We start from the raw sequence: 21,782 nt of genomic DNA, 5'->3' as shown, positions 1-21,782 counted from the left end.
TAGGCTGGGGTTATGGGTTTTTACTCTGGAATATTGAAGTGTGCTACGATTTCTTCGTAGCTCATTTTGGTGTAGTCAACGGTACTTTTCCCCGTTGATGGAGTGCCGCCCGGTATAATGATGTACCTGTAATCATCATAAATGGGAATCTCTATATCGGAGCCATCGATGGAACTGATCCAAATGTTGATGTTCTGGTTCAAATCATTGATTTGGAAATCATAATGTTGCATCCGAAGGCCGAATAACGATTTTGGAAGTGGTTGAATAACGGTGTATGCCTGGGTATATCTGCCGTAGATTGCGATATAGCCGTTTGACTTTACTTCATCAGTCAATTCTGCTACATTTTCAATTGCAAAAGACGCATAAGTATCTGCAATGGGCGATTCAAAACCGGAGGGTATCCAATCGGAATAGATGACATTGGCGGTGCCAGTTTCGCCTCTTTCTCCTTGAGGTCCCGTTGCCCCCTGCTCTCCTTGTGGGCCTGTTGGCCCTTGTTCACCTTGAATGCCCTGTGGCCCTAAAGCTCCATCCTCGCCATCTTCTGGGGAGCATCCCAGGAATATTATTCCCAAGAACAACATTGTAAATAGTGACTTTTTCATTTGGGTTGAGATTTTTTTTTAAAGTTGGGGGAACTTTGGTTGCAAAGAATTACTCAGGAATATTGAAATATGCAATCAACTCCTCGTAGCTCATTTTGGTGAAGTCCACGGCCGAAGCTGATTTTCCGGAAGTGGAGACACCTCCTGGGATAAGCACATATCGGTATTGTTCCAAAAAAGAACCGTCACCTACACTTTCCCCTTCTTCATTAGCTACAACAGAAATTCTGATTTCATCACTTTGCGCCCTAAAATAATAAGATTGTTGTCTGGCAGCTCCAAATACTATGGGAAGCTGGTAAACGATATTGCCTATTTCTGGGTCTATTCGTCTCGCATAGACCAAAATGGTTCCAAAATTCAACATGTCGGCACCAATTTCTGGAGCGGCAATGGTGAAGGAACTTGAAGTGCTAATGATATTGTTTTCAAACTCGGTATTTACCCAGTCAGAGTACATGACATTGGCAGTTCCGGTTTCCCCTTGCTCGCCTTGCTCACCCTGTTCCCCTTGTGGACCGGCAACACCCTGTTCGCCTTGTGGACCTTGTGGGCCAACCGGACCGTCAGCCCCATCTTCTGAGGAACAGGAGGTAATTAAAACCAAGGACAATACCATTGGCAAGAACACTTTGAATGATAATACGTTTGTTTTCATGTTTTTGTTTTTTTGGGTTTCGAAAAGCCAAATTAGGAGGATGAATACTGTGGCAATTTGTAATTGTGATTTGTTGTAGAATCAGTTTCGTCAGAAACCAATATTCATGTGCGGATCGATGAACGGATATATTCAATACAGGATCTGCCATTCATACGCAATAGATGCGGTACATACACCATTTGGCACCATACATCACGATGAGGGAAAGAGAACGGGATTCAATCTTTAATTTGTAGAAAAAGTAGCAATAGATTATGAGGGCAATTATTGTAGATGATGAGTTGGCGGCCATAAACAGTTTGTCGTGGGAATTGCGAAAATACCCGGACTTCATTTCCGTGATTGAGACATTTACTTCTCCCAAAGAAGCCATTTCGGGAATCAATTACCTTAAACCCGACTGTGTTTTTTTGGATATTGAAATGCCGGAAATGAGCGGCTTTTCTCTTCTTGACAAATTGGAATATCGAAATTTTGCCATCGTCATCACCACCGCCTACAATCAATACGCCATTCAGGCCATTAAGGAAAGTGCCGTGGATTATTTGCTGAAACCAGTGGATCAAGATGATATTTCGGGGGTCATTGAAAAATTGAAAAAGTTGAATGGGTCACAGAATTTTCAACTTCAATTTGAACAGACCTTTGAGGCGCTTTCCAAAGCAAGTTCTCCCCAAGTGGTACAGATTCCAGTTAGCGGTAAAATTTTATTCTTGAGGGTGGATGAAATTGTGTATTGCGAATCTGATGGAAATTATTCCAAGGTTTTTATGGAATCCGGGGAACAGTTGTTGGTATCCAAAAAATTGAAGGAGTTAGAGGATTTGTTGCCCGACCGCGTATTTTTTAGGATACACAACTCCTTTATTGTGCATCTGCTAAAGGTTAACGAGTACTTACGATCGGATGGATATTTGGTATTGTCCAACCACAAGAAAATACCGATTTCCAGGACCAAAAGAGATGCTTTTTTAAACCGAATGAGCCATTGACCTATGCTAAAAACTGTAACAGACTTCTTTAAAGAAAGCAACCAAAATGGGTTTGGTTTTTTTGTAGTGTCTGTACTCTTCTATCTTTTTGTTTTCTTTCTGATTCAGTTCTTTCAGCACAAAAGAAGGTTTTATCTTTTTTACAGTCTTTATGCTCTCATGAACGGCATTACCCTGCTCAAGTATATTGATGGGGTCTTTTTTTCTGATTTTTTCCATACTCCAGCGGGAAGGGTTTTTGTGGGGTGGGTACACTATCCTACCCAATTATTGGCTTCCATGTTGTTCAGTTTTTTTATTCTGGATATTATGCAATTAAAAAAGGGACACCCTAAGTTTGTGAAATGGGCATACCGAGCCTATTTTGGGGTTGCTCCCATATATTTGCTTTTATGGGGTGTCCAATTAAATGATCACAGGTCGTATCTGATAGATTATTTCCATGGGTTTTTCTTTTTGCCCATGAGCTTGGTCATATTTATATGGGGTTTTTATTTGATAATAAAGCAAAAACGAATAATCAAGGGATACATTCTGTCCGGTATGTCGGTACTTTTTGTTTCGTACCTAATTATTACATTGTTCTCCTTTGAAAAGACCAGTGCGAATTCTGAAACACTGTATATTTTCTATTTGGGTGTGTTAGTGGAGAGTCTATTATTTGCTCTTGCGATAGGATTAGAGCAGAAAATGGTTTATAAGGAAAAAGCACGGGTACAAAGAAAATACATTGATCAATTGGAGGAAAACCAAGTGATTAAAGAGAGCATCAACAGGACCTTGTCAGATGAACTGCTTCAGACCAAGGCCGAAATAGAGGGACTGAGTTCCGAGGCGCAAAAGGAACGGACGGAAAAACTCACCATAAAAATGGAGAACAAGTTTGCCCAACTCCGATTGGATGCACTCCGGAGCCAAATGAACCCGCATTTTATTTTCAATGCATTAAACTCCATTAAATCCTATTTGATCGAGAACAATCAGGAAAAGGCCATTTATTACTTGGGAAGGTTTTCCAAACTGATCCGAGGTATCCTGGAAAGCTCACGTAAAGATTTGGTGACCTTGGAAGAGGAAATGAACATTATTAAAATGTATGTGGAAATTGAAAGCGATCGCTTTAAAAATAACATCGAGTACATGGTCCATATTGATAAAGAATTATCGGCGGATCACATTTTGATACCCTCGTTGTTACTCCAGCCCTTTGTAGAAAATGCCATTTGGCATGGTCTTACAACAAGAAAGGGAAAAAAACGATTGGAAATTGGAGTTCAGCAATCCAAAAGTACCGACCATCTTCAAATTACCATTGAGGATAATGGTATAGGGAGACAGGCTTCCCAATTGCGGAACTACCAAAATCCATTGAAAAGCCAATCGTTGGGGTTATCCATTATCCAAGATCGTTTGGACTTTTTTTCCAAAAGGTACAAAGGCAATTTTAATTTTATCGTGTATGATCTGAAGGATGATAAATCGGCCATGGCCATGGGTACCAAAGTAGTGTTGAATTTACCAAAACTTGTAGTGGAAAATGCCAAGACATAAAAGATATTGCCACAGAAAAGCTTAGCATCCATGGCGAACAGCAAGCGTTTTATAAATCAGATTGGCGACAACTTGTTTTATTTCGTTTATTTGAATTTTTAAATAATTCTAAATCCTATCGGAACCGTTCGATAGACCATTAATTTTTTATCATCCTTTGAAAAAGGCTCTAATACTTCAAGTGAGTTCATTATTCTGAAACATTCGGTGTCCAAAGGAGGATGAACTCCTTCAAGAATACCAAGGTTACCAATTTTACCATCTTTAGCTATTGTAAATTGAACAATCACCTTTCCTTATATGTTTTCTTCTTGGGTAACAGTTTCATGACTTTTGTAATCATTTGTAATCATTTTTTTGAGGTCTAGTTCTTTTGGACAACCATCCGTTCCGTAACGCATATGCCTTCTTGTATTCAAATCAATCATGAATGGCCCATTTCTCACAATATCTGAATTTATCATAGTTGGGCGTTTGTATTCGCCCCATTAATGAATGGAAAATAAAAACCTCTTAATTCTTGTCAATCAATACTGATAAAATTTCCACCTCAAATAATAATTTTTCAACCTACCTCCGTTAATCGAAGTCTATTTTTACATTGATTCCCTTAAAGGAATTGATTCAAACAAAAGATATCCTTAATCATTAAATTCTATTTATTTTGAGCCAATTGAATGCCTGTACATTCTTTTTTTTATTGTCATTCTATTCCTTTTCTCAAATCGGTGAATTTGAAAAAGCAGTGGATGTTGGAAACCCAAAAATTAAAGGGACTTCCCATTATAATGAAGAAACCCAAACCTATATCCTCGAAGGAGGTGGAAGTAATATTTGGTTCAATCATGATGAATTTCACTTTCTATATAAAAAAATATCCGGCGACTTTATCCTGACCGCCCATTTTGAACTGATGGGGAATGAAGAAGGGAACGATCATAGAAAAACGGGCTGGATGATTCGCGAAACCATTGATGATGATGCGGTAAGCATCAATTCTTGTTTACATGGAGATGGATTGGCGGTATTGCAATGGCGCCTGATGCGAGGAGCATATATGCGTGACCCAGAAGATGAAATTTTCTTCCCAAAGCAATATTTTGGTGAGAGCATCATTCAGCTGGAACGTATAGGAAAAACGATTACAATGCGCATGGCCCATCCTGGGGAACCTTTTGAAGAAATGGAAATATTGACGATGCCCAACTTGAACGAAAAAGTTCTTATTGGTCCTTATGTGCTGGCTCATGACCCCGACGATATCCAAAAAGCCAAAATTTGGAACGTACGAATTTCAAGGCCCGTATCCCCAAACTGGCATCCAAACCCTTTGGTGAAGACAACTTCTCACAAAGGGTTTCCCAGAGGCAGTAGGGTGGAAACCGTTAATATTGAGACTCAAAAAAGAACAATTGTCCATACTTCTGACCATGAGCTGAATGCACCCTTTTTTTCACAAGATGGAACCTTGATTTACTTTTTAGATCATCAAAAAACGTTTTGCATACCACTTGATAAAAATGTGTCAAAGCCTATTTTTACAAGTAATGCCAATGGTATTGGCAAAAAAAATAAGCTTCATGGATTTATATACTTTAGTCAGGGAAAGACATCTACCAATCAGATTTGGCGCAAAAAATCCAATGGAACCAAAAGCACTCAAATGACCTTTGATTTGGAGCATTCGCGGTTCCCACATATATCACCAGATGGAAAATGGGTAGCCTTCCTTTCTTTTCCCCATGATTCCAACCCAAATGAAGCTGTCCGTTTTCAAAGGGTAAGCCTCAATATTATGCCTTCAAAGGGAGGGGCTCCAAAAACCATTGCCCATTTTTATGGAGGCAAAGGCAGTTTTGAAAATTACACATGGTCCCCGGATAGTAAATCATTGGTCTTTGTCAGTACCTTGGAATAGTTGGATAAAAAAGTCCCCAAATCAAATATTGATCCATGGACTTAATTACAAATAGTCTACCCTAAATTATATTTGACCAATATACTCCATATTGTGCTTCATACTTTCCATAGGGGTTGTTGCATATTCTTCCTGCTCAATAAAGATGTGTTTTACTCCTGATTTTTTGACATTCTTTAGCATCAAGGCAATATCCAATCCACCCTTACCAAACTCGGTACTTACTTTTTCTTTCATATTCATATCCTTTAGGTGCCAAAGTGGGAACCTACCTTCATACCTGTCGAAATAATCTAAAGGATCCTTTCCAGCTACAATGGTCCAGCCTAAATCCAGTTCCATATGTACCAAATCTGAATCCGTGTTTTCCAAAAGCACTTCATAAAGGACTTGGCCCCCATCGGACTCAAATTCATATTGATGGTTATGGTAACCAAATTTAAGTCCAGCTGCCTTACAATCCTCTCCGGCCTTGTTAAATGCATCTGCCACACTTTTGTAATTGGAAACGGTTTGCCCCTTGCTCGGCATAGTTGAGCAAATCAAGTATTCCTGCCCGGAAGCAACCGCTTCTTCAATGGTCTTTTCCCACTGATTGTCCAAATGGACGTGTCCGCTTACCAATTTCATTCCCAATGTCTCGCAGGTTTCTTTCATTTCTTTGGGTGTCAAACCATAATAATGACCTTTTCCACTTCGGGCAGTTTCGATTTTTTTTATTCCAATTGCCGCAATTTTCTCAAGGGTCCTCTTGGGATCATTTGCCATTTCATCTCTAAATGTATATAATTGGACCCCTAGGTTTTTATCCGTACCATCTCCTACAAAGGCACAGGATGTTGGCAATAAAAGAGTACCCAAAGCAAATGCTCCGGATTGCCACAAAAATTCTTTTCTCGTAATCATAATGGAGTTGTTAGAAGGGTTTTGATTTGAAGTATGAGAAGGAAAGTTGCAAACCCTCCTTCCCATCAAATTCAAAAATTAAATAATAACTAAACTAAAAAAACTAAACTTGAAACGTTCATTTCTTGGAATTGCTTACAAATGCAATATGCTTGCTATCTGGCGACCAAGAATTTACATTAATTGTTCCTTGCCCGCCATACATATAAGCCAAAACCCTAGGAGCACCTCCTGATGTTGGCATTAATCGCAACATGACCTGCTTGTATGAAGGGTGGGAATTTAATTCGATATCCGGTTTAAACGAAATAAATGCAATCCACTTACCATCCGGAGATATATGGGGGAACCAATCGTTGTATTCGTCAAAAGTGAGTTGCTCTTTTTGACTTCCGTCCGGGCGCATACGCCAAAGTTGCATGGTACCTCCATTTGTGGAGCCATTATAATAAATGTATTTACCATCAGGAGAATATTCACATCCATCTACGTGCTCTAATTTACCATTGCTGGTAAGCTTTGTTTCATTTCCTCCCCGAATTGATTTTTTATAGATGTCGTAGACTTCGGATCCATCTCTTTTTGCCACATAGACCATATCCCTATTGTTAGGGGCCCACCCGTGTAAATAAGATGGTGCTGTTGTCGTCAAAGCTTTGGGTTCCCCTCCCTCAAGAGGCAGATAAAAAACATTGGATCCCTCACCATCGTTATGGCTAATTCCCAATAGTTTGCCATTGAAGGAAATACAGTGATCGTTGTTCAACCGATCTGCAAAGCCAGTGTTCAATTTATCGAGCTCGCCCCCATCAATTGGGATTGTATATAAAGAGCCCTCCATATTAAACAATAATTCATCACCCTTTGGCATCCAATTCGGTGCCTCAAACCGGCTTTCTTTTTCATAAATGACTTTTCGTTTCATATCAAAGACATTCATGGTTTCCAAACGGCACCCGATCCATCCTTCGGAATTCGGATTGTAATCTTCCGCAACCGGTTGATCAACACGAACATTCCACACTTGAGCGGTTTCAATAACATCTTCATCATGGGAACAGATTACTATCCCCAGCAATGCTTCTTCCGGCATGAATCTCAATTCTTTTGTGCTAATCACCTGGAGCGGTTCTCCTTCATGTGCCGCTCTGACAATAAATGTATCCCCTTTTCTTTCCAATTGTATGATGTCGTAAAATGATTTTGGTGCCCAAACATCATCATATGGATTCTGCATTTCGGCTCCCTTGCGTTCTCTCCATTGCCCTGCCGTTAGACCGTCCCCATGCAGAAAACCACCGACCATTACAGCATTATCATCTTCCGATGACCGAGCCATCCAGCCAATCTTACGATGCACTTCATTATGGCCCTCAAACTTAAAGTTGGCCGTTGCTATAAAGTTCCCCTTAATGGTATTGAAGAGAAATCGATGCTCATCACGCGGTCCCCATATGTTATATCCTGCTCCTTTTATGGTGTAGGTTTGGGTACCTTCATCATAGGTCGCGGAACCAGTTAATTTTGGATTGCCGATATCCTTGTTATTTTCAAAAAAACCTATCGAAGTTTCCTGTGCGACTAGTATCCCTGATAGAAAAAGGCAGGCAGTTAATACAACTAAATTTTTCATAATTTAAAATGAGTTTCTATTATTCTATTATTATCATGTTCTAGCATTCAACAATGTGCTCAATATTACTTGGCAAAAAACTATTATAGCTTCTTGTAATCTTTTAGGTGGATATTAAAATCCATCTTTTATGCAAATTGCATAGCTACAGGATCCCACTGTATTATTTTTTGTTCAAAAAAACTTTTGTTTGCTCCCAAAGCAGCAGCAGCGGCACGAAATCCGAAAACTGCATCTTCTACTACCGTACTCCCAGTTCGAATGGACTCAAAAAAGTTGGCAAAGTGATCTATATGATCACTATACGTTCCGTCTATCCTAAACTCTTGTTCCCCGTTTTCTTTGACTTTGGGAGGTGGAGCTGGATATTTAGAGGCATACCATTTTTCAAATTCCTCTTTATTGGCTTCATCGAACGTATCAAAAGAGTCCCAACCATCGTAACCAGGTTGATTGGACATTTTGCTCTTGGTGACCCTTACTGCACTGTCACCAACAGTCATTACGCCTTCACTGCCCACTAATCGTATTCTTCCACCGCCACCGCCACCATCGATGAAATTCACTCTAACCTGTATGTTAAATGCTGGATGGTTCTCATTTTTAGGGTAATCATAACATCCTATCATTACGTCAGGCACATCCCGTCCATCTTTCCAGTAGCGGAGACCTCCGGTTGTATATATTTTGGAAGGGCCCGAGGACCCAGTTATAAAGTGAATACCAGAAAAAAGATGAATGAACAAATCTCCAGCTACACCGGTTCCATAGTCTTGATAGTTTCGCCATCTAAAAAACCGCTTTGGATCAAAACCTACCTTGGGGGCATCGCCCAAAAATCTATCCCAGTCTATGGTATCCGGCGAAGCGTCCAAAGGAATGGAATAATTCCAAGCGCCCAGATTTGATTGTCGATCATTCCATGTTTCTATCAAAACTAGTTGACCTATGGCCCCAGCCTCATAAAGTTCTTTGGCCTTTTCATAAACCAAAGAACTTACTCTTTGGCTTCCTACTTGAAACACTTGGTCGTTTTTTTGTTGGTTTTCAATTACTGCCCATCCTTCCTCTATATTATGGACCATAGGTTTTTCACAATAAACAGCTTTTCCTTGGTCCATGGCATCCATCGAAATACGATCATGCCAATGATCGGGAGTTGCTATAATTACGGCATCCACATCATCCCTTCGCAAAATCTCTTTGTAATCATTTGTGGTGAATACGTCCTTGCCAAATACTTCTTTGGTGCTTTTTTGGCGTCCTTGGTATAAGTCACAGGCTGCTACCAGTTTAACACCAGGAGTAGCCAATGCAGCACGGGTATCATTGAAACCTTGAATACCCATTCCTATTGTCGCCAATTGAATATTGTCGTTGGCCGAATAGCTCTTGAAAGGACGTCTTAAGGTTTCATAGGTTTTAACAGAAGAATTTCCAAACATCAAATTGGGTACTGTTCCGGCCACTAGCGCAGTTCCGGATATGTTCTTTAGAAAGGAACGCCTTCTATTTGAATCCGATTTTTTCATTGTTCTTTATTTTATTATCAAACCCTATTCAGACTAATTGAAAATAAATGCCTGAAAGGAAGTTTCATCAAATATTGCTGTGAATCTCTGTAGTAAACCAAAGAACGGTCTAATATGCAACCGCTCTTTGGCAATTAAATAAACAATCAAAACTATCTTTAGGCATCATTGCCATTCTGGATTTTGCTCCAAAACACCATTGCTCAAATCTATTGCCTCTAGTGGTATTGGCAATACATTGTGTCTTGCTTCCACTGGAATTCCCAAATCTATTCCTGGAATGGTACGCTCTTCATTGGGAAAGTACGTATTCATAGTAGATTCCAAGATACCCCATCTAACAAGGTCAAAATATCGATGTCCCTCCATCCCCAGTTCAATCCTTCTTTCAAAACGAACAGCCTTTCGGGCATATTCTTGATTGGGAAATGAAGTATAGGGTTCCACTTGATAATTTGTGGGGTCAACTCCATCTACGGTGGGCACATAAGTCATATTTTTTGCCCGATTTCTAACTCTGTTGACATAGTCAAGAGCAATATCCAAACTTCCGGTTTCCACAGCGGCTTCTGCCGCCATGAGCAAAACATCCGAAAAGCGAATGATATTATAATTTATTCCCGAGCGGTCTTGGCCCCATGCTCCACCAGTCGATCTTGCATCAGGTTCATAGGCCCTATATGTGTTTTTTGCGGATAAATAAGGTCCTCCCGCAGACTGAACGCGCACCCAATCAAATCCTGGGTTTCTCCCAAATCCATTGAAATCAATATCCCTTCTTCCAACCGTATAGTCCAGTCTTGGATCTAAAGGTCCACTATGAACCGTAAATGGTTCTTCGGATAAAATTCCTTGATCATTGGACACATCTGTTTGGTTCCAGGTGTCCAATAAGGGCATACCGGAAGCATCTGTTTGGAATGCATTCACAAGATCTTGGGATGGTTGATAAAATCCACAACACGTGTTCAGGGGACCGCCACCTGGATGATTGAGGGCACCACCACGGTTTCCATTGTAGGATTCGCCACCATCGTTTAAGAACTGTATACTAAAAACCGCTTCTATTCCATTTTCACCACGAATATTAAAGTTGTCTTCATATTCGGCATGCAGCCCATAAGGCCCATTATTGATCACATCTTGAAATATGGCCAAAGCATCAGCGAATTTTTCTTGGTAAAGGTAGACTTTGCCCAAATATGCTTTTGCAGTCCAACGATTTGCCCTTGCCACTTCCTCACTGGTTTCTGAGAGATTATCGATGGCCGCTTGAAAATCCTCTTCGATTTTATCCCAAATTGGACCAGGGTTCGGTTTATTGGGATCATTCAGATCTTCCTTGTCCAAGAATGGGATATTGCGATAGGTGCGTTGTAATTCAAAATTAAAATGTCCTCTTAAAAATCTTGCTTCCGCAATTTGTTGGGTAAGGTCGACCCCTTCAATATCATCTGCCAGAGCCAAAACAGCATTGGCCCTGTTTACACCAGCGAATGGACCTACCCATTCATCCCTGATGTAAGGGTTATTGGTTGCCCAATCAAAGTGCTCCAACAAATAAAGCTCATTTTGATCGCCATTGGTAGCACCTTTGTGTGCATCATCCGATATTACATCAAACCACCAATTGTCACCACTGGACCTATAATCCTGGGTAAGGCCAAACCTGAATCCGTCCAACATGGAATATACCCCTACCAGAAGAAGATTGACCCCTTGCTCATTGTTGAGTGCATCAGAGTTTAAACTACCTTTTGGTGCTATTTCCGTAAAATTCTCGGAACACGAAAAAAGTATTAAGAAAACGCAGAGTGCTTTTATTACTATTTTTTTCATCTTGAATATGTTTATTTGTTTAGTTTAAAAGTTGAAGTTGAGACCTAAAATATAGGTTCTAGGTTGTGGAAATCGCCCGTCATCAACTCCTATCGTCAAGTCACCCGCTGGAGGATTTGAATCATCTCCAGCCGAGGTTTGTCCAATTTCCGGTTCCGACCCTTTGTAATTCGTAATGGTAAACAGGTTGGTGCCTTGTACATACACCCGGGCACCTGTAATCCCCAAGCTTGGCATTTCAAAATTATACCCTATCTGAAGGTTTCTGAGTCTAAGGTAGGAGCCGTCCTCAACAAAATAGGAGTTGGGCTGTGACTCATTGTTCCTAATGCTTGTGCTCAAAGCAGGAAGGCTGGCATCGGTATTGTTTGGACTCCAGGAATCCAATACCCTTACACTTCGATTACTGTTCAAGAATGTCGGGAAATCACTCTCAATTTTAGCAAAATGATATAGTTCATTTCCTTGAACCCCTTGTAGGAACATGGTAAGGAAAAAATCTTTATAGCTCAGGTTTGCATTGAATCCATAGGTGAAATCGGGGTGCGGATCACCTAAAACAGTACGATCATCATCATTGATCACACCATTGCCATCGATGTCACGGTACCTAAACCTCCCAACTCCATCCTCTGGAGTGCCAAAACCCTGGTCGGGTGCAGCGGCGACTTCTTCGGGAGTTTGGAAAATACCGATAACATCCCGTCCAAAATAATAGGAAATAGGTAGCCCGTTACTACTTCTGGTAATGGTACCCGACCTAAAAACCGATCCGTTGAGAAACGCATCGGGATTATCCCCGTTCACCTTAACAAGCTCATTGGTATAAGCAGAAATATTAAAGCCCAGGTCCCATTTCAGTTCTGAAGTTTGATCGGGATTTAAATAGTTAATGGAAATATCAAAACCTTTGTTTTTGACCTCTCCCGCGTTTATAAATGCTGGATTGGCATCAATCGCCGTTGCTGGCAATGGACTGGCAATAATCATGTCTTTGGTGGTATTATTGAAGTAATCCACCGAAAGGCTTAAATTGTGATTAAAGAATCTGGTGTCCAGACCAATATTGAATTGATTGGAACGTTCCCAATTCAAATCTTGATTACCTAAAGAAGACAGTATTGCTCCAGTAGCTACGGAAGCCCCGCTAATGGGATAAAAGCCAACTTCTTGCTGTGCTTCCAATATATTAACGTCTGGATTTGGAACGGGTATATCCTGGTTTCCAAGCTGACCATAGGAGGCCCTAATTTTTAAATAGGTCAACCAAGAATCATTAGGCATGAAATCCTCCTGGCTCATCACCCAACCAATACTGGTGGATGGGAACAAACCTGTATTATTTCCTTCTGCAAATCTTGAAGTCTTGTCATGACGTAGGGAAACAGAAAGTAAATATTTATTCTTAAAGGAATAATTCGCATTAAATAAATAAGAGAATAAAGTACTGGACTCCCAACGGCTATCGATTAGGGATGGAGTTCCTGTTCCAGCACCCAAAATGAAGAAATCCTTGTCTTCCAAAAGAAAGTTCTGCACTCTTGTTGAGTTAATTCGGAAATCTTCTTTTACGGCTTCCACACCACCAAGGATTTGGATGTTGTGATCACCAAAAGACTTATCCCATCTTAGCGTGTTGCTCCAAATCCAAGAAACAAACCGACTATGGGTTTCTGTAAGCGCATTGGTCTTGGGTTCCGGTGCTTCAGGATTTGCTCGGGTTATATTGTTGATCATATTGTCCACCATATTGAAACCAAATGTCGTTTTAGCGGTAAAACCGTCCAAAAACCTGACCTCAGCATAGGTATCCCCGATAATGCGAAAAGCTCTATCAAAATTATCTCTACCGCGGATCAATTCGGCAACGGGATTGGATACATTACTCAAACCTGCTGCGGTTGATGGACCGCCTCCAGCAAAATTGCCAGCTTCATCATAAATGGGGACCAAAGGAGGCATTCGCTGCGCATTGCCCAATTGATTTTGGGACAATTGATCGGTAAAACCTGCACTTAAGTGCTCTCCCACACGAACATTGTCCAAAATATCAAACTCCGCATTTATTCTTGTGACCATTCGTTCAAAACCCGTATGAAGCTGAATTCCTTCTGTGTTTTGATAGCCGATCGACATCAAATAGCGACTTTTGGGACTACCTCCACTTACTGAAATGTCATAATTCTGCAGAATGCCCGTTTGAAAAATCTCATCGAGCCAACGGGTATCCCCACTACGGGTAATCCTGTTGTTGTTAAGGTCATAGGGCATAGTGTCCGTTCCCCTGATGAATTCCGGAATGGTCGGTTGGGCACCACTCCCATATTGGGGATGGGAGGGAACTACTCCGTCGTTGATAAAACTTTCCCATAAGACGTCCCCCAGTTGCTGGGCATTTAAAACATTCTGTGTTTTGGCCACCGTTTGAAAACCTAAATAAGACCGAACACTAATTGTGGGTTTTTCATCACGAGAACCTGACTTTGTAGTTACAATGACCACCCCATTGGATGCCCTTGCCCCATAAATTGCAGCGGAAGCATCCTTTAGTACATTTATGGATTGGATGTCATTGGGGTTTATTTGGCTCAGGATATTGGCGTCGGTGGTCTGCATCCCATCGATTACAAGTAGGGGACCGTTCTCGTTCGTAGTCCCAAATCCTCGTATTCTGATCAAAGGGGTGCTGCCGGGCTGACCTCCTCCAACAACATGTACCCCGGAAGCTCGTCCCTGTAAAGCTTGTCCCGCATTTTGAACTGGTACGTCCAATGCTTCTTCAATATCCACCTGGGCCATTGCACCGGTAACGGTTGCTTTGGACTGTGTCGTATATCCTGTAATGACAACTTCATCCAGTTGACGAGTATCTTCCTCTAAGGTGACATTGATGACCGTATTTCCACTTACAACGATCTCTTGTGGAGTGAACCCTATATAAGAGAAGACCAAAATAGCATCGTTGTTGGCTTCAATGGTGTAGTTTCCATCAAAATCGGTCTGGGTTCCATTGGTAGATCCCTTGACCAGGACATTGGCACCTGGAAGCACCATACCACTGGCATCGGTTACCGTGCCTGTAATAATATGCTGTTCCAAGAGATTCTGTTTATCCTTGTCAATAGTGTTGATATTTGCCCTAATGAGTTGTCCACATAAACAAGTTAACATGGAAAGAACCCAAACTTTTCTTGATAGTGCCTTGGTTTTGGCCCCTATCCAGTGACAGACTAATTTTTGATTCATAATTACTTTAGTTTGTTAGTTAATTAAAGTGCACTACAGAACATTCTACCACATCCAGAGATAGATTTGACCGGAGGTTCCGTAATTCAATAGGGTGAATGTAAATTGACTTTTTAGAGAAGAGGTCGAATAACAGTTTTAAGAAGTCGAATAACTATCATCATGTCTTTTGAGACCATAAATAATGGTCGATTACATAACGTAGGAATAAAACATGAATATTGTATTGCGACACATTGTTTTCGCAATGGACTTTTTTAGATTGCCCGTAATGGTTGCAACTTGATCGACCCTTTGTAGTTTCTTTATCGCTGTTCCAACCAAAACTGAGGGCTCATTTTATTCGCGCGAAGCTATTATCTTCCTATCGCGGTGCGATATAACGATGGGGGTGTTAACCTTTGTTTCTTTTATTGGACATAAAAGTGGACGGAGTTTCCCCGTAGTATTTCTTGAAAAGGGTCCCAAAATATTTAGCATCTGAAAACCCTACATTGTAAGCGACTTCACTAACATTGTAATCATATTCCAGAAGCATTTTTCGTCCTTTTTTCATCCGTACGGTCCTTAAAAATTCATTGGGAGAAACATCCATAAGAGCCTTTAACTTATGATAAAAAGAGGTTCTGCTCATCCCCATGGCCTTACACATTTCCTTTACGGTAAAATTGGCATCACTTAAGTTTTCCTCTACAAGATTGGTAAGATCGCACATGAATTTATCATCAAGCTCGTTCGAAAATTGAATCTCATCCTCTCCATCGTTCAAAACCAAAAACTTACGTTTCAACACCTGTCTATTTTGCAAAAGTCCCTCTATTTTACCCAATAAAAGTTGATAATCATATGGCTTGACAATATAATCATCTGCACCACTCTCCAATCCTTGCATTATATTTTCCTTGGATTCCAAACCTGAGAACAAAATAATGGGCACATGACAAGTTTCTATGTTTTTTTTAAGGGCGGTACAGAATTGATAGCCATTCATTTTTGGCATGAGTACATCACATAAGATGATATCCGGTAGATTGTCCTGAATCATTTTTTGTGCTTCAAATCCATTATTGGCCGTAATTACCTGATACCTATCCTTCAATTTACCTCTACTGTATTCCATTAGGTCCAAATCGTCTTCCACAATAAGGATCTTTTCCTTCTTGCCTTCGGAATCTTCATTTTGTTCCTCACCCTCTTCCATCTCATCAAACAACTCCTCCCTTGTCGCAATATCAGGCAATGTTTTATAAGGTAACTTGATTGCGAACACGGACCCTTCCTCTATTGAAGATTTCACCAAAGTGACACTTCCTTTTAACATTCTCGCCAAGTCTTGTGCCAAGACCAGTCCGACACCGGTACCCATGCTCCCCGATTCCTGTACGTTATTGGCTCTATAGAACAGCCTAAAAACTTTCTTTCGTTCGGCCATTGGAATCCCAATGCCCGTATCCCGTACCAATATTTGACATTTTTTATCGCTCAATTTCAACGCTATCTCTATTTTACCATCCTGTCTTGTATATTTGACAGCATTGGAAAGTAGATTACTGATAACCTTATCCAAAATAGCTTCATCCGATTCGATAAACAGTGAGGATAAATCCGTCCTCAAATTCAAAGCTATATTTTTCTTGTCGGCCAATATTTGAAAAGCAACTATTTTGTCTTTGATCAATTGGATCAAGTCCATGGGTTGTAGATTGACCACGTTCTTTTTGCCCTCCAATTTTCGGAAATCCAAAAATTGTATCAATTGCATATGGACCTTCTCCGCATTTTTAAGTGCAATATTGATGTTTTCCTTGGCATCCTGTCCCACCGACATATTTTGCACCAAATCTTTTAAAGGTGATTTCACCAACATCAATGGAGTTTTGATCTCGTGTGCCATATTGGCCAAATAGTTCAATTTAGTACGCGAATGGCTTGCAATAATCCAAAGTTTATAGGCATAAAGCATTAAGCCCAATAAAAGCAGTGCTAGAAGCACATAGAGAACATAGGCTACTGGAGTCCTCCAAAAAGGAGGGGCGATAACAAGGTCAATTTGTTTTACGGGAGTGATCAACTGATCTTTTGGGCCGGTCATTTTAAGTTTAAACTTATAATTACCAGGGTTTAAGTTAGTATAGCTTGCCACGGTCCCAGTTTGCCCGCTTATCCAGTCCTCATCAAAATTGTCCAGTTTCCACTGAAAGGCCCCCTTGTCAAAATGCATGTAATCGATACTGGTAAAACCAAAAGAGAAAGAATTCTGATCATGGTCCAGTTTTAGCACATCCGTATCATTGATGCGTTTGTTCAAAGGTGATTTATCTCCGGGCAATACCTGTTTGTGATTCAAATAAAAATCAGTGAAAAGTATGGTCTTTTTAGACTCGATCGGCTTGATGTCATAGGGATTAAAACTGATGACCCCATCATTGGTGCCAAAATAAATCCTATCTGTGCTATCGGTTATGGCCGCATCATAATTAAAGTCCACAGAAATCAATCCATCCGATTTGGTAAAATTATCAACATAAAAAGAATTGTCGATTCGGGACAATCCTTTTGAGGTACTTGCCCAAACATTGTTCGGGCCAGCAGCCAGGGCAAATATTCTATTAGACAACAATCCATCCCCAGTTGTAAGCCGCTTTATGCTTTGTTTAAATAGATTAATTACAAACAAGCCCTCATATCTGGTACCTACCCAAAGTTGTTTGTTCCGATCCATGACCAAGCTGGAGATCATTGCTGACTTTAAGGGCGAGGTATCAATCATTGTCATGTTCTCTAATTTCCCTTTTTTGATGTTAAGTATTTTCAATCCAGCTGATGTTCCTATGGCCAATCGATTTGCCCCCGTACCGATTATGGTTTGAACCTTTCCGATTTCTTGGGGATAATACCCTAATCGATCTGTCTTAAGTGAATAGTGATAAATACGTTTGGTTTCATCTTCGCACAACCAAATGGTATCCCCGACGCCTGCATATATTTTACTGGCATTTATAGATTGAAGGTCTGGATTAAACTCTTTGGTGCTATTATATTTGAATCTTTGAAATTGTTTGAAGAGAACAATTGAATCCGTATATGAGCTGGCCCATATATTATTGTATTTGTCCACTGCAATCGACCTAGAATTGGAAATATGGGCTTGGCCGTTCAAATTTATTTCCAAATGCCTCCATTGATCTGAAGCCCTGTCCCATATGCTCATCCCCTTATCCGTACCAAATCCAATAATATCGGGAGATACATTGAACAAATGTAGAACCACATTGTTTCGCAGTGAATTATTCTTGTAGAGGTAATGCCGTATTGCCCGAAAATTAAGTTTCCCCGGGCTGTAAACATTCAATCCCCCACGAAAGGTCGCAATAAAAAAAACATTGGAACTACTGCGGAATATATGATGAACAGATGCAGAACTCAAGGCTCCCAAGTCATTTTGTTGCGGAGTAATTTTTCCTACTTCCTTTTCTTGGGCAAGATTCCAGATCAAAAGCCCCTCACCATCAATTCCCACTATGATTTCATCAGATGAATAACGTTCTATACTCCTCACTTTTAGCCCTTCATATTCCGATAGCCCTTTGGGAATAATGAACTCAAAATTGATCAGGTTAAATGCACAAAGTCCCAGTTTGTTCGACCCTACCCATAATCTATGATTTTCCTTGTCAAAATAAAGAGAGGGAATCTGCGTACCTCTAAGGCCCGTTGGCTTCATGGGAGTTTTGTCAAGAAGATTGAACAATAGGTTTCTATTGGAATCCAGTACAAAAACTCCATCTTCCGTACCTAGGTAATAGGTGTTGGCATCATCCTGAATTATAGAAGAAGTACGGGTTTGTATACCTTTTAACTTTATTATTTCCCTAGTAAGGGGGTCAAATACAAAAACTCCATTTTCCATACCTATCCAGAGATGGTTCAAATGATCGATATAAAACTCATTGACCTCCAATTCCATATCTTCCTTAATGGAATAGTACAAAACAAATTCATCTTTCATGGGCTCGTACTTATAAAAAAGCCCCCCAAGGGTAACCAACCAAATTCTATTATTCGAATCTATTTTGATATGATATTCAACATAATTAGCGGTTCTGTACTCGTACAGTTTAGGTAGGTCATAGTGTTTGAAATTGTTCCCATTAAAACGATCTACTCCCTCTTCCGTGGCAATCCAGATAAAACCTTCTTTGTCTTCAACAGAGGAAAAGACCGTGTTGCTGCTCAGCCCTTCACTTACACCAAATTTTTGAAAGGAGATATCCTGAGCGTACAATTGACACTTCAATATAGAATACACCAAAAGAAAGAAAATGGTTAAAACTCCTATTTTCAGTTGGGCCACTCGACCTCCTGCTATATTCTGGTTTAAGGTGGACATTGTATTTAGGGGATTAAATTGTAACTATAATAACAAAAAGGGGTTTCTATCAAAGACCAATCTAATATTGGTTACATTGGTTGACAATATGCAATGAAAATTTATGTCCGCTGATGTATTTCTAAATATACATAATTAATAAAAGTAATACTTATAGTGCTTCTCAGGTGATGGGCTACTTCCAAGCAGAGCCTTAAATTGCAAACATATCGGACTAACCGGAGGCAGGAAAACTAAAAATTATAGGCCTCATTTAACCCAAAGATGAAATTTGGTAGTAAACGAAATTTATCTTAGTTGACCTCATAAACGATATTGAATAGCCGTAATAATACAGATTAGATACTTCAATAATACTTATTGGGCCCCATCATTTATTTGAATTTTGACATAAAGATACTAAACACCTTTTTCCATTCCCATTAAGTTTTGCTGTGTAAATTCTTCACAAGATTGATACTGTTAAAAAGACTATGGGCTATGATATATGTCAGATTTCAGTTGAAAAAGAAAGGTCACATTTGTGTCTTGTTTAATCTAAAAAATGGTTGTGCCTAAATCAACACACACCTTTCATATTCCAGTAATGGGATTAGCGTATACCATAGACAGCCCAATTCGTGTGGCCCACTATGGTATTTCTTCTGTAATATCCATTATTGACGATGAGCTAATGGAGAAAATGAATTTGTTTTATAGCAAAAAATTCAATTTTCCCTATAAAGAAATATCAAAAAAAACACAGGATTATCGTGGCAAACGTATTACTTCCTATCTAAATTTAGTAGATACCATCGTCAAGGAAAAATTCTCGAAATTTAAAAAAGAACTGGCTGAAAGTAAATCTGCATTGGAAAGCTTCATCGCCACCTTGCCCAATAAATCCTATATAAAGGAAGGGCTTTCCAATTTAATAAATGAAGGTTCAGTTCGTAAGGATGACATAGAAAATTTTTTGGAAGTACATTTAAAAGCTGGAGATATTGATGTGAATATCATGACAAAAGTTGATAAGGATAACTTTGTCAAAAGTGAGCAATTGCCTATCGAATTTAACGATGCGCACGCATCACTTCGGGGTTTTGCCAAGAGTAATTTAAATTCTTCAGTAGTGCTCTCGGCAGGAATGAACCCAAGGTTATACAGCTACTTTGAAAATTTCAAAGATTTCTTTCCCGATAGGAACAACCAGTTAAAAAAGAAGATTGTTCTTAAGGTCAGTGATTATCGCTCGGCAACCATTCAAGGCAAATTTTTAGCAAAAAAAGGACTTTGGGTCTCAGAATATAGGATTGAATCTGGTTTAAATTGTGGCGGACATGCATTTGCAACAGATGGCTTCTTATTGGGCCCTATTTTAGAAGAGTTTAAAAGTAAAAAAGCAGAATTAATACAAGACACGCACAATGTTCTTGCGAAAGGGTTGATTCAGAAAGGGCTGGCTGTCCCAGAACAGCCTTTGGATTTGAAGATCACCGTACAGGGAGGTGTTGGCACAGCAGATGAACACGAATTTTTAATTGAAAATTACCAAGTTGATTCCGTAGGTTGGGGAACCCCATTTTTATTGGTTCCAGAAGCTACATCGGTAGATAAGAAAACTAGGGCATTATTAGCTAATGCCATTGAAAAGGATTTGTATTTAAGCAATATTTCGCCTTTAGGAATTCCTTTTAACACCATAAAAGGCACCACAAATGAGTACCACAGACAAAAACGTATCGACAACAATAAAGCAGGAAGTTCTTGTCCAAAAAAATACTTGGCATTGAGCAAAGAATTGGGTACAAAAGGTATTTGTACAGCTTCAAAAAAATATCAAGCTGTGAAACTGCAAGAATTAGAAGCCAAAAGATTTGAAGTCTCTCAAAATAAGTATGAAAACGCCAAAGCCAAAATAACTGAAAAAGCCTGCCTCTGTGTAGGTTTGGCCAATGCGTCTTTTTTGGAGAACAATATTAAAATAAAAGGGCAGGAACAAGGTGTGGTTATTTGTCCAGGACCTAATATGGCTTATTTCCATAATGAAGTGTCGCTTTCCAAAATGATGCAGCATATTTATGGAAAAGGGTCTGTACTTTCCCCTATATATCGCCCAAATATGTTTGTGAAAGAATTGAAAATGTATGTGGATTATTTGAAAAATGAAATAGAAACTATTTCAGAAGAAGTTACGACTAAACAAATCAAGAAATGGGAAGCTTTTAAAAGTAATCTGTTTAACGGAATCGCCTATTATCAGGATTTGTTTCAAACGTATCTATCTCCTGAAAGCGCCAATATACAAAAGGACCTTCTATTTTTTAAGGAAGAACTCATAGCAGTTACTATTCCAGTAATGAAAGAGGTATAATTCAAGGGTTGATAAAACCAAAAGTTTATTTGAACTTTTAAGTACGTATTTTATTCATTAATAGGTATTGGTCAATCTAATAGTGGATTTCCAATTGTAAGTATAATCTCAGCATTGTTCAAATCAGTTTCAATACCCAATGAATCTACC

The 21,782-nt window shown here is 39.7% G+C and carries 14 protein-coding genes; 4 read left to right on the top strand and 10 right to left on the bottom strand.

The features are described from left to right. Positions 1-20: 20 nt before the first annotated feature. Together ACQQ5U_RS12195 and ACQQ5U_RS12190 are read right to left on the bottom strand one after the other, a co-directional pair. Complete coding sequence (locus ACQQ5U_RS12195; RefSeq protein ID WP_437397879.1) at positions 21-611, bottom strand: hypothetical protein; 591 nt, start codon at positions 609-611, stop codon at positions 21-23. 49 nt (positions 612-660) lie between these two features. After that, on the bottom strand, positions 661-1,269 hold the full coding sequence (locus tag ACQQ5U_RS12190) for a hypothetical protein (protein WP_437397878.1): 609 nt from the start codon (positions 1,267-1,269) through the stop codon (positions 661-663). Positions 1,270-1,526: 257 nt separating this feature from the next. On the opposite strand from ACQQ5U_RS12190, the gene ACQQ5U_RS12185 reads away from it, so the two are divergent. Beyond that, the gene (locus tag ACQQ5U_RS12185) at positions 1,527-2,264 is read left to right on the top strand and encodes a LytR/AlgR family response regulator transcription factor (protein ID WP_437397877.1); all 738 of its coding nucleotides are present in this window, start codon (positions 1,527-1,529) and stop codon (positions 2,262-2,264) included. A gap of 3 nt (positions 2,265-2,267) precedes the next feature. After that, a complete protein-coding gene (locus tag ACQQ5U_RS12180; RefSeq protein ID WP_437397876.1) occupies positions 2,268-3,815 on the top strand; it encodes a histidine kinase in 1,548 nt (515 codons plus the stop codon). 98 nt (positions 3,816-3,913) lie between these two features. Here ACQQ5U_RS12180 and ACQQ5U_RS12175 read toward each other — a convergent pair whose 3' ends face one another. Further along, a complete protein-coding gene (locus ACQQ5U_RS12175) occupies positions 3,914-4,105 on the bottom strand; it encodes an energy transducer TonB (protein ID WP_437397874.1) in 192 nt (63 codons plus the stop codon). Between the two features lie 6 nt (positions 4,106-4,111). Continuing rightward, a complete protein-coding gene (locus tag ACQQ5U_RS12170; RefSeq protein ID WP_437397873.1) occupies positions 4,112-4,279 on the bottom strand; it encodes a hypothetical protein in 168 nt (55 codons plus the stop codon). 200 nt (positions 4,280-4,479) lie between these two features. Between ACQQ5U_RS12170 and ACQQ5U_RS12165 the strand changes: the two genes are divergently transcribed. Continuing rightward, complete coding sequence (locus ACQQ5U_RS12165) at positions 4,480-5,733, top strand: TolB family protein (RefSeq protein WP_437397871.1); 1,254 nt, start codon at positions 4,480-4,482, stop codon at positions 5,731-5,733. Between the two features lie 66 nt (positions 5,734-5,799). On the opposite strand, the gene ACQQ5U_RS12160 is transcribed toward ACQQ5U_RS12165, so the two are convergent. From ACQQ5U_RS12160 to ACQQ5U_RS12135, 6 genes are all read right to left on the bottom strand, one after another. Beyond that, entirely contained in the window at positions 5,800-6,639 is an 840-nt protein-coding gene (locus ACQQ5U_RS12160; RefSeq protein WP_437397869.1) for a sugar phosphate isomerase/epimerase family protein, read from the bottom strand. Between the two features lie 118 nt (positions 6,640-6,757). Beyond that, complete coding sequence (locus tag ACQQ5U_RS12155) at positions 6,758-8,272, bottom strand: TolB family protein (RefSeq protein WP_437397867.1); 1,515 nt, start codon at positions 8,270-8,272, stop codon at positions 6,758-6,760. A 128-nt stretch (positions 8,273-8,400) separates the two neighbouring features. After that, positions 8,401-9,804, bottom strand: a complete 1,404-nt coding sequence (locus ACQQ5U_RS12150; RefSeq protein WP_437397865.1) for a Gfo/Idh/MocA family protein — start codon at positions 9,802-9,804, stop codon at positions 8,401-8,403. A 165-nt stretch (positions 9,805-9,969) separates the two neighbouring features. Next, positions 9,970-11,643 carry a RagB/SusD family nutrient uptake outer membrane protein gene (locus tag ACQQ5U_RS12145; RefSeq protein WP_437397863.1) on the bottom strand — a complete coding sequence of 558 codons (1,674 nt, stop codon included), beginning with the start codon at positions 11,641-11,643 and terminating at the stop codon, positions 9,970-9,972. 24 nt (positions 11,644-11,667) lie between these two features. Continuing rightward, on the bottom strand, positions 11,668-14,889 hold the full coding sequence (locus tag ACQQ5U_RS12140) for a SusC/RagA family TonB-linked outer membrane protein (protein WP_437397861.1): 3,222 nt from the start codon (positions 14,887-14,889) through the stop codon (positions 11,668-11,670). A gap of 394 nt (positions 14,890-15,283) precedes the next feature. Beyond that, positions 15,284-19,279 (bottom strand): hybrid sensor histidine kinase/response regulator transcription factor, encoded by a 3,996-nt coding sequence (locus tag ACQQ5U_RS12135; protein ID WP_437397859.1) that lies wholly within the window; start codon positions 19,277-19,279, stop codon positions 15,284-15,286. 544 nt (positions 19,280-19,823) lie between these two features. Between ACQQ5U_RS12135 and ACQQ5U_RS12130 the strand changes: the two genes are divergently transcribed. Beyond that, positions 19,824-21,632 carry a hypothetical protein gene (locus ACQQ5U_RS12130; protein ID WP_437397857.1) on the top strand — a complete coding sequence of 603 codons (1,809 nt, stop codon included), beginning with the start codon at positions 19,824-19,826 and terminating at the stop codon, positions 21,630-21,632. Positions 21,633-21,782 lie beyond the last annotated feature (150 nt).

It is taken from the genome of Flagellimonas lutimaris, assembly GCF_051494225.1.
Taxonomy (GTDB): domain Bacteria; phylum Bacteroidota; class Bacteroidia; order Flavobacteriales; family Flavobacteriaceae; genus Flagellimonas; species Flagellimonas lutimaris_A.
This window is presented reverse-complemented; position numbering and strand designations above follow the sequence as displayed.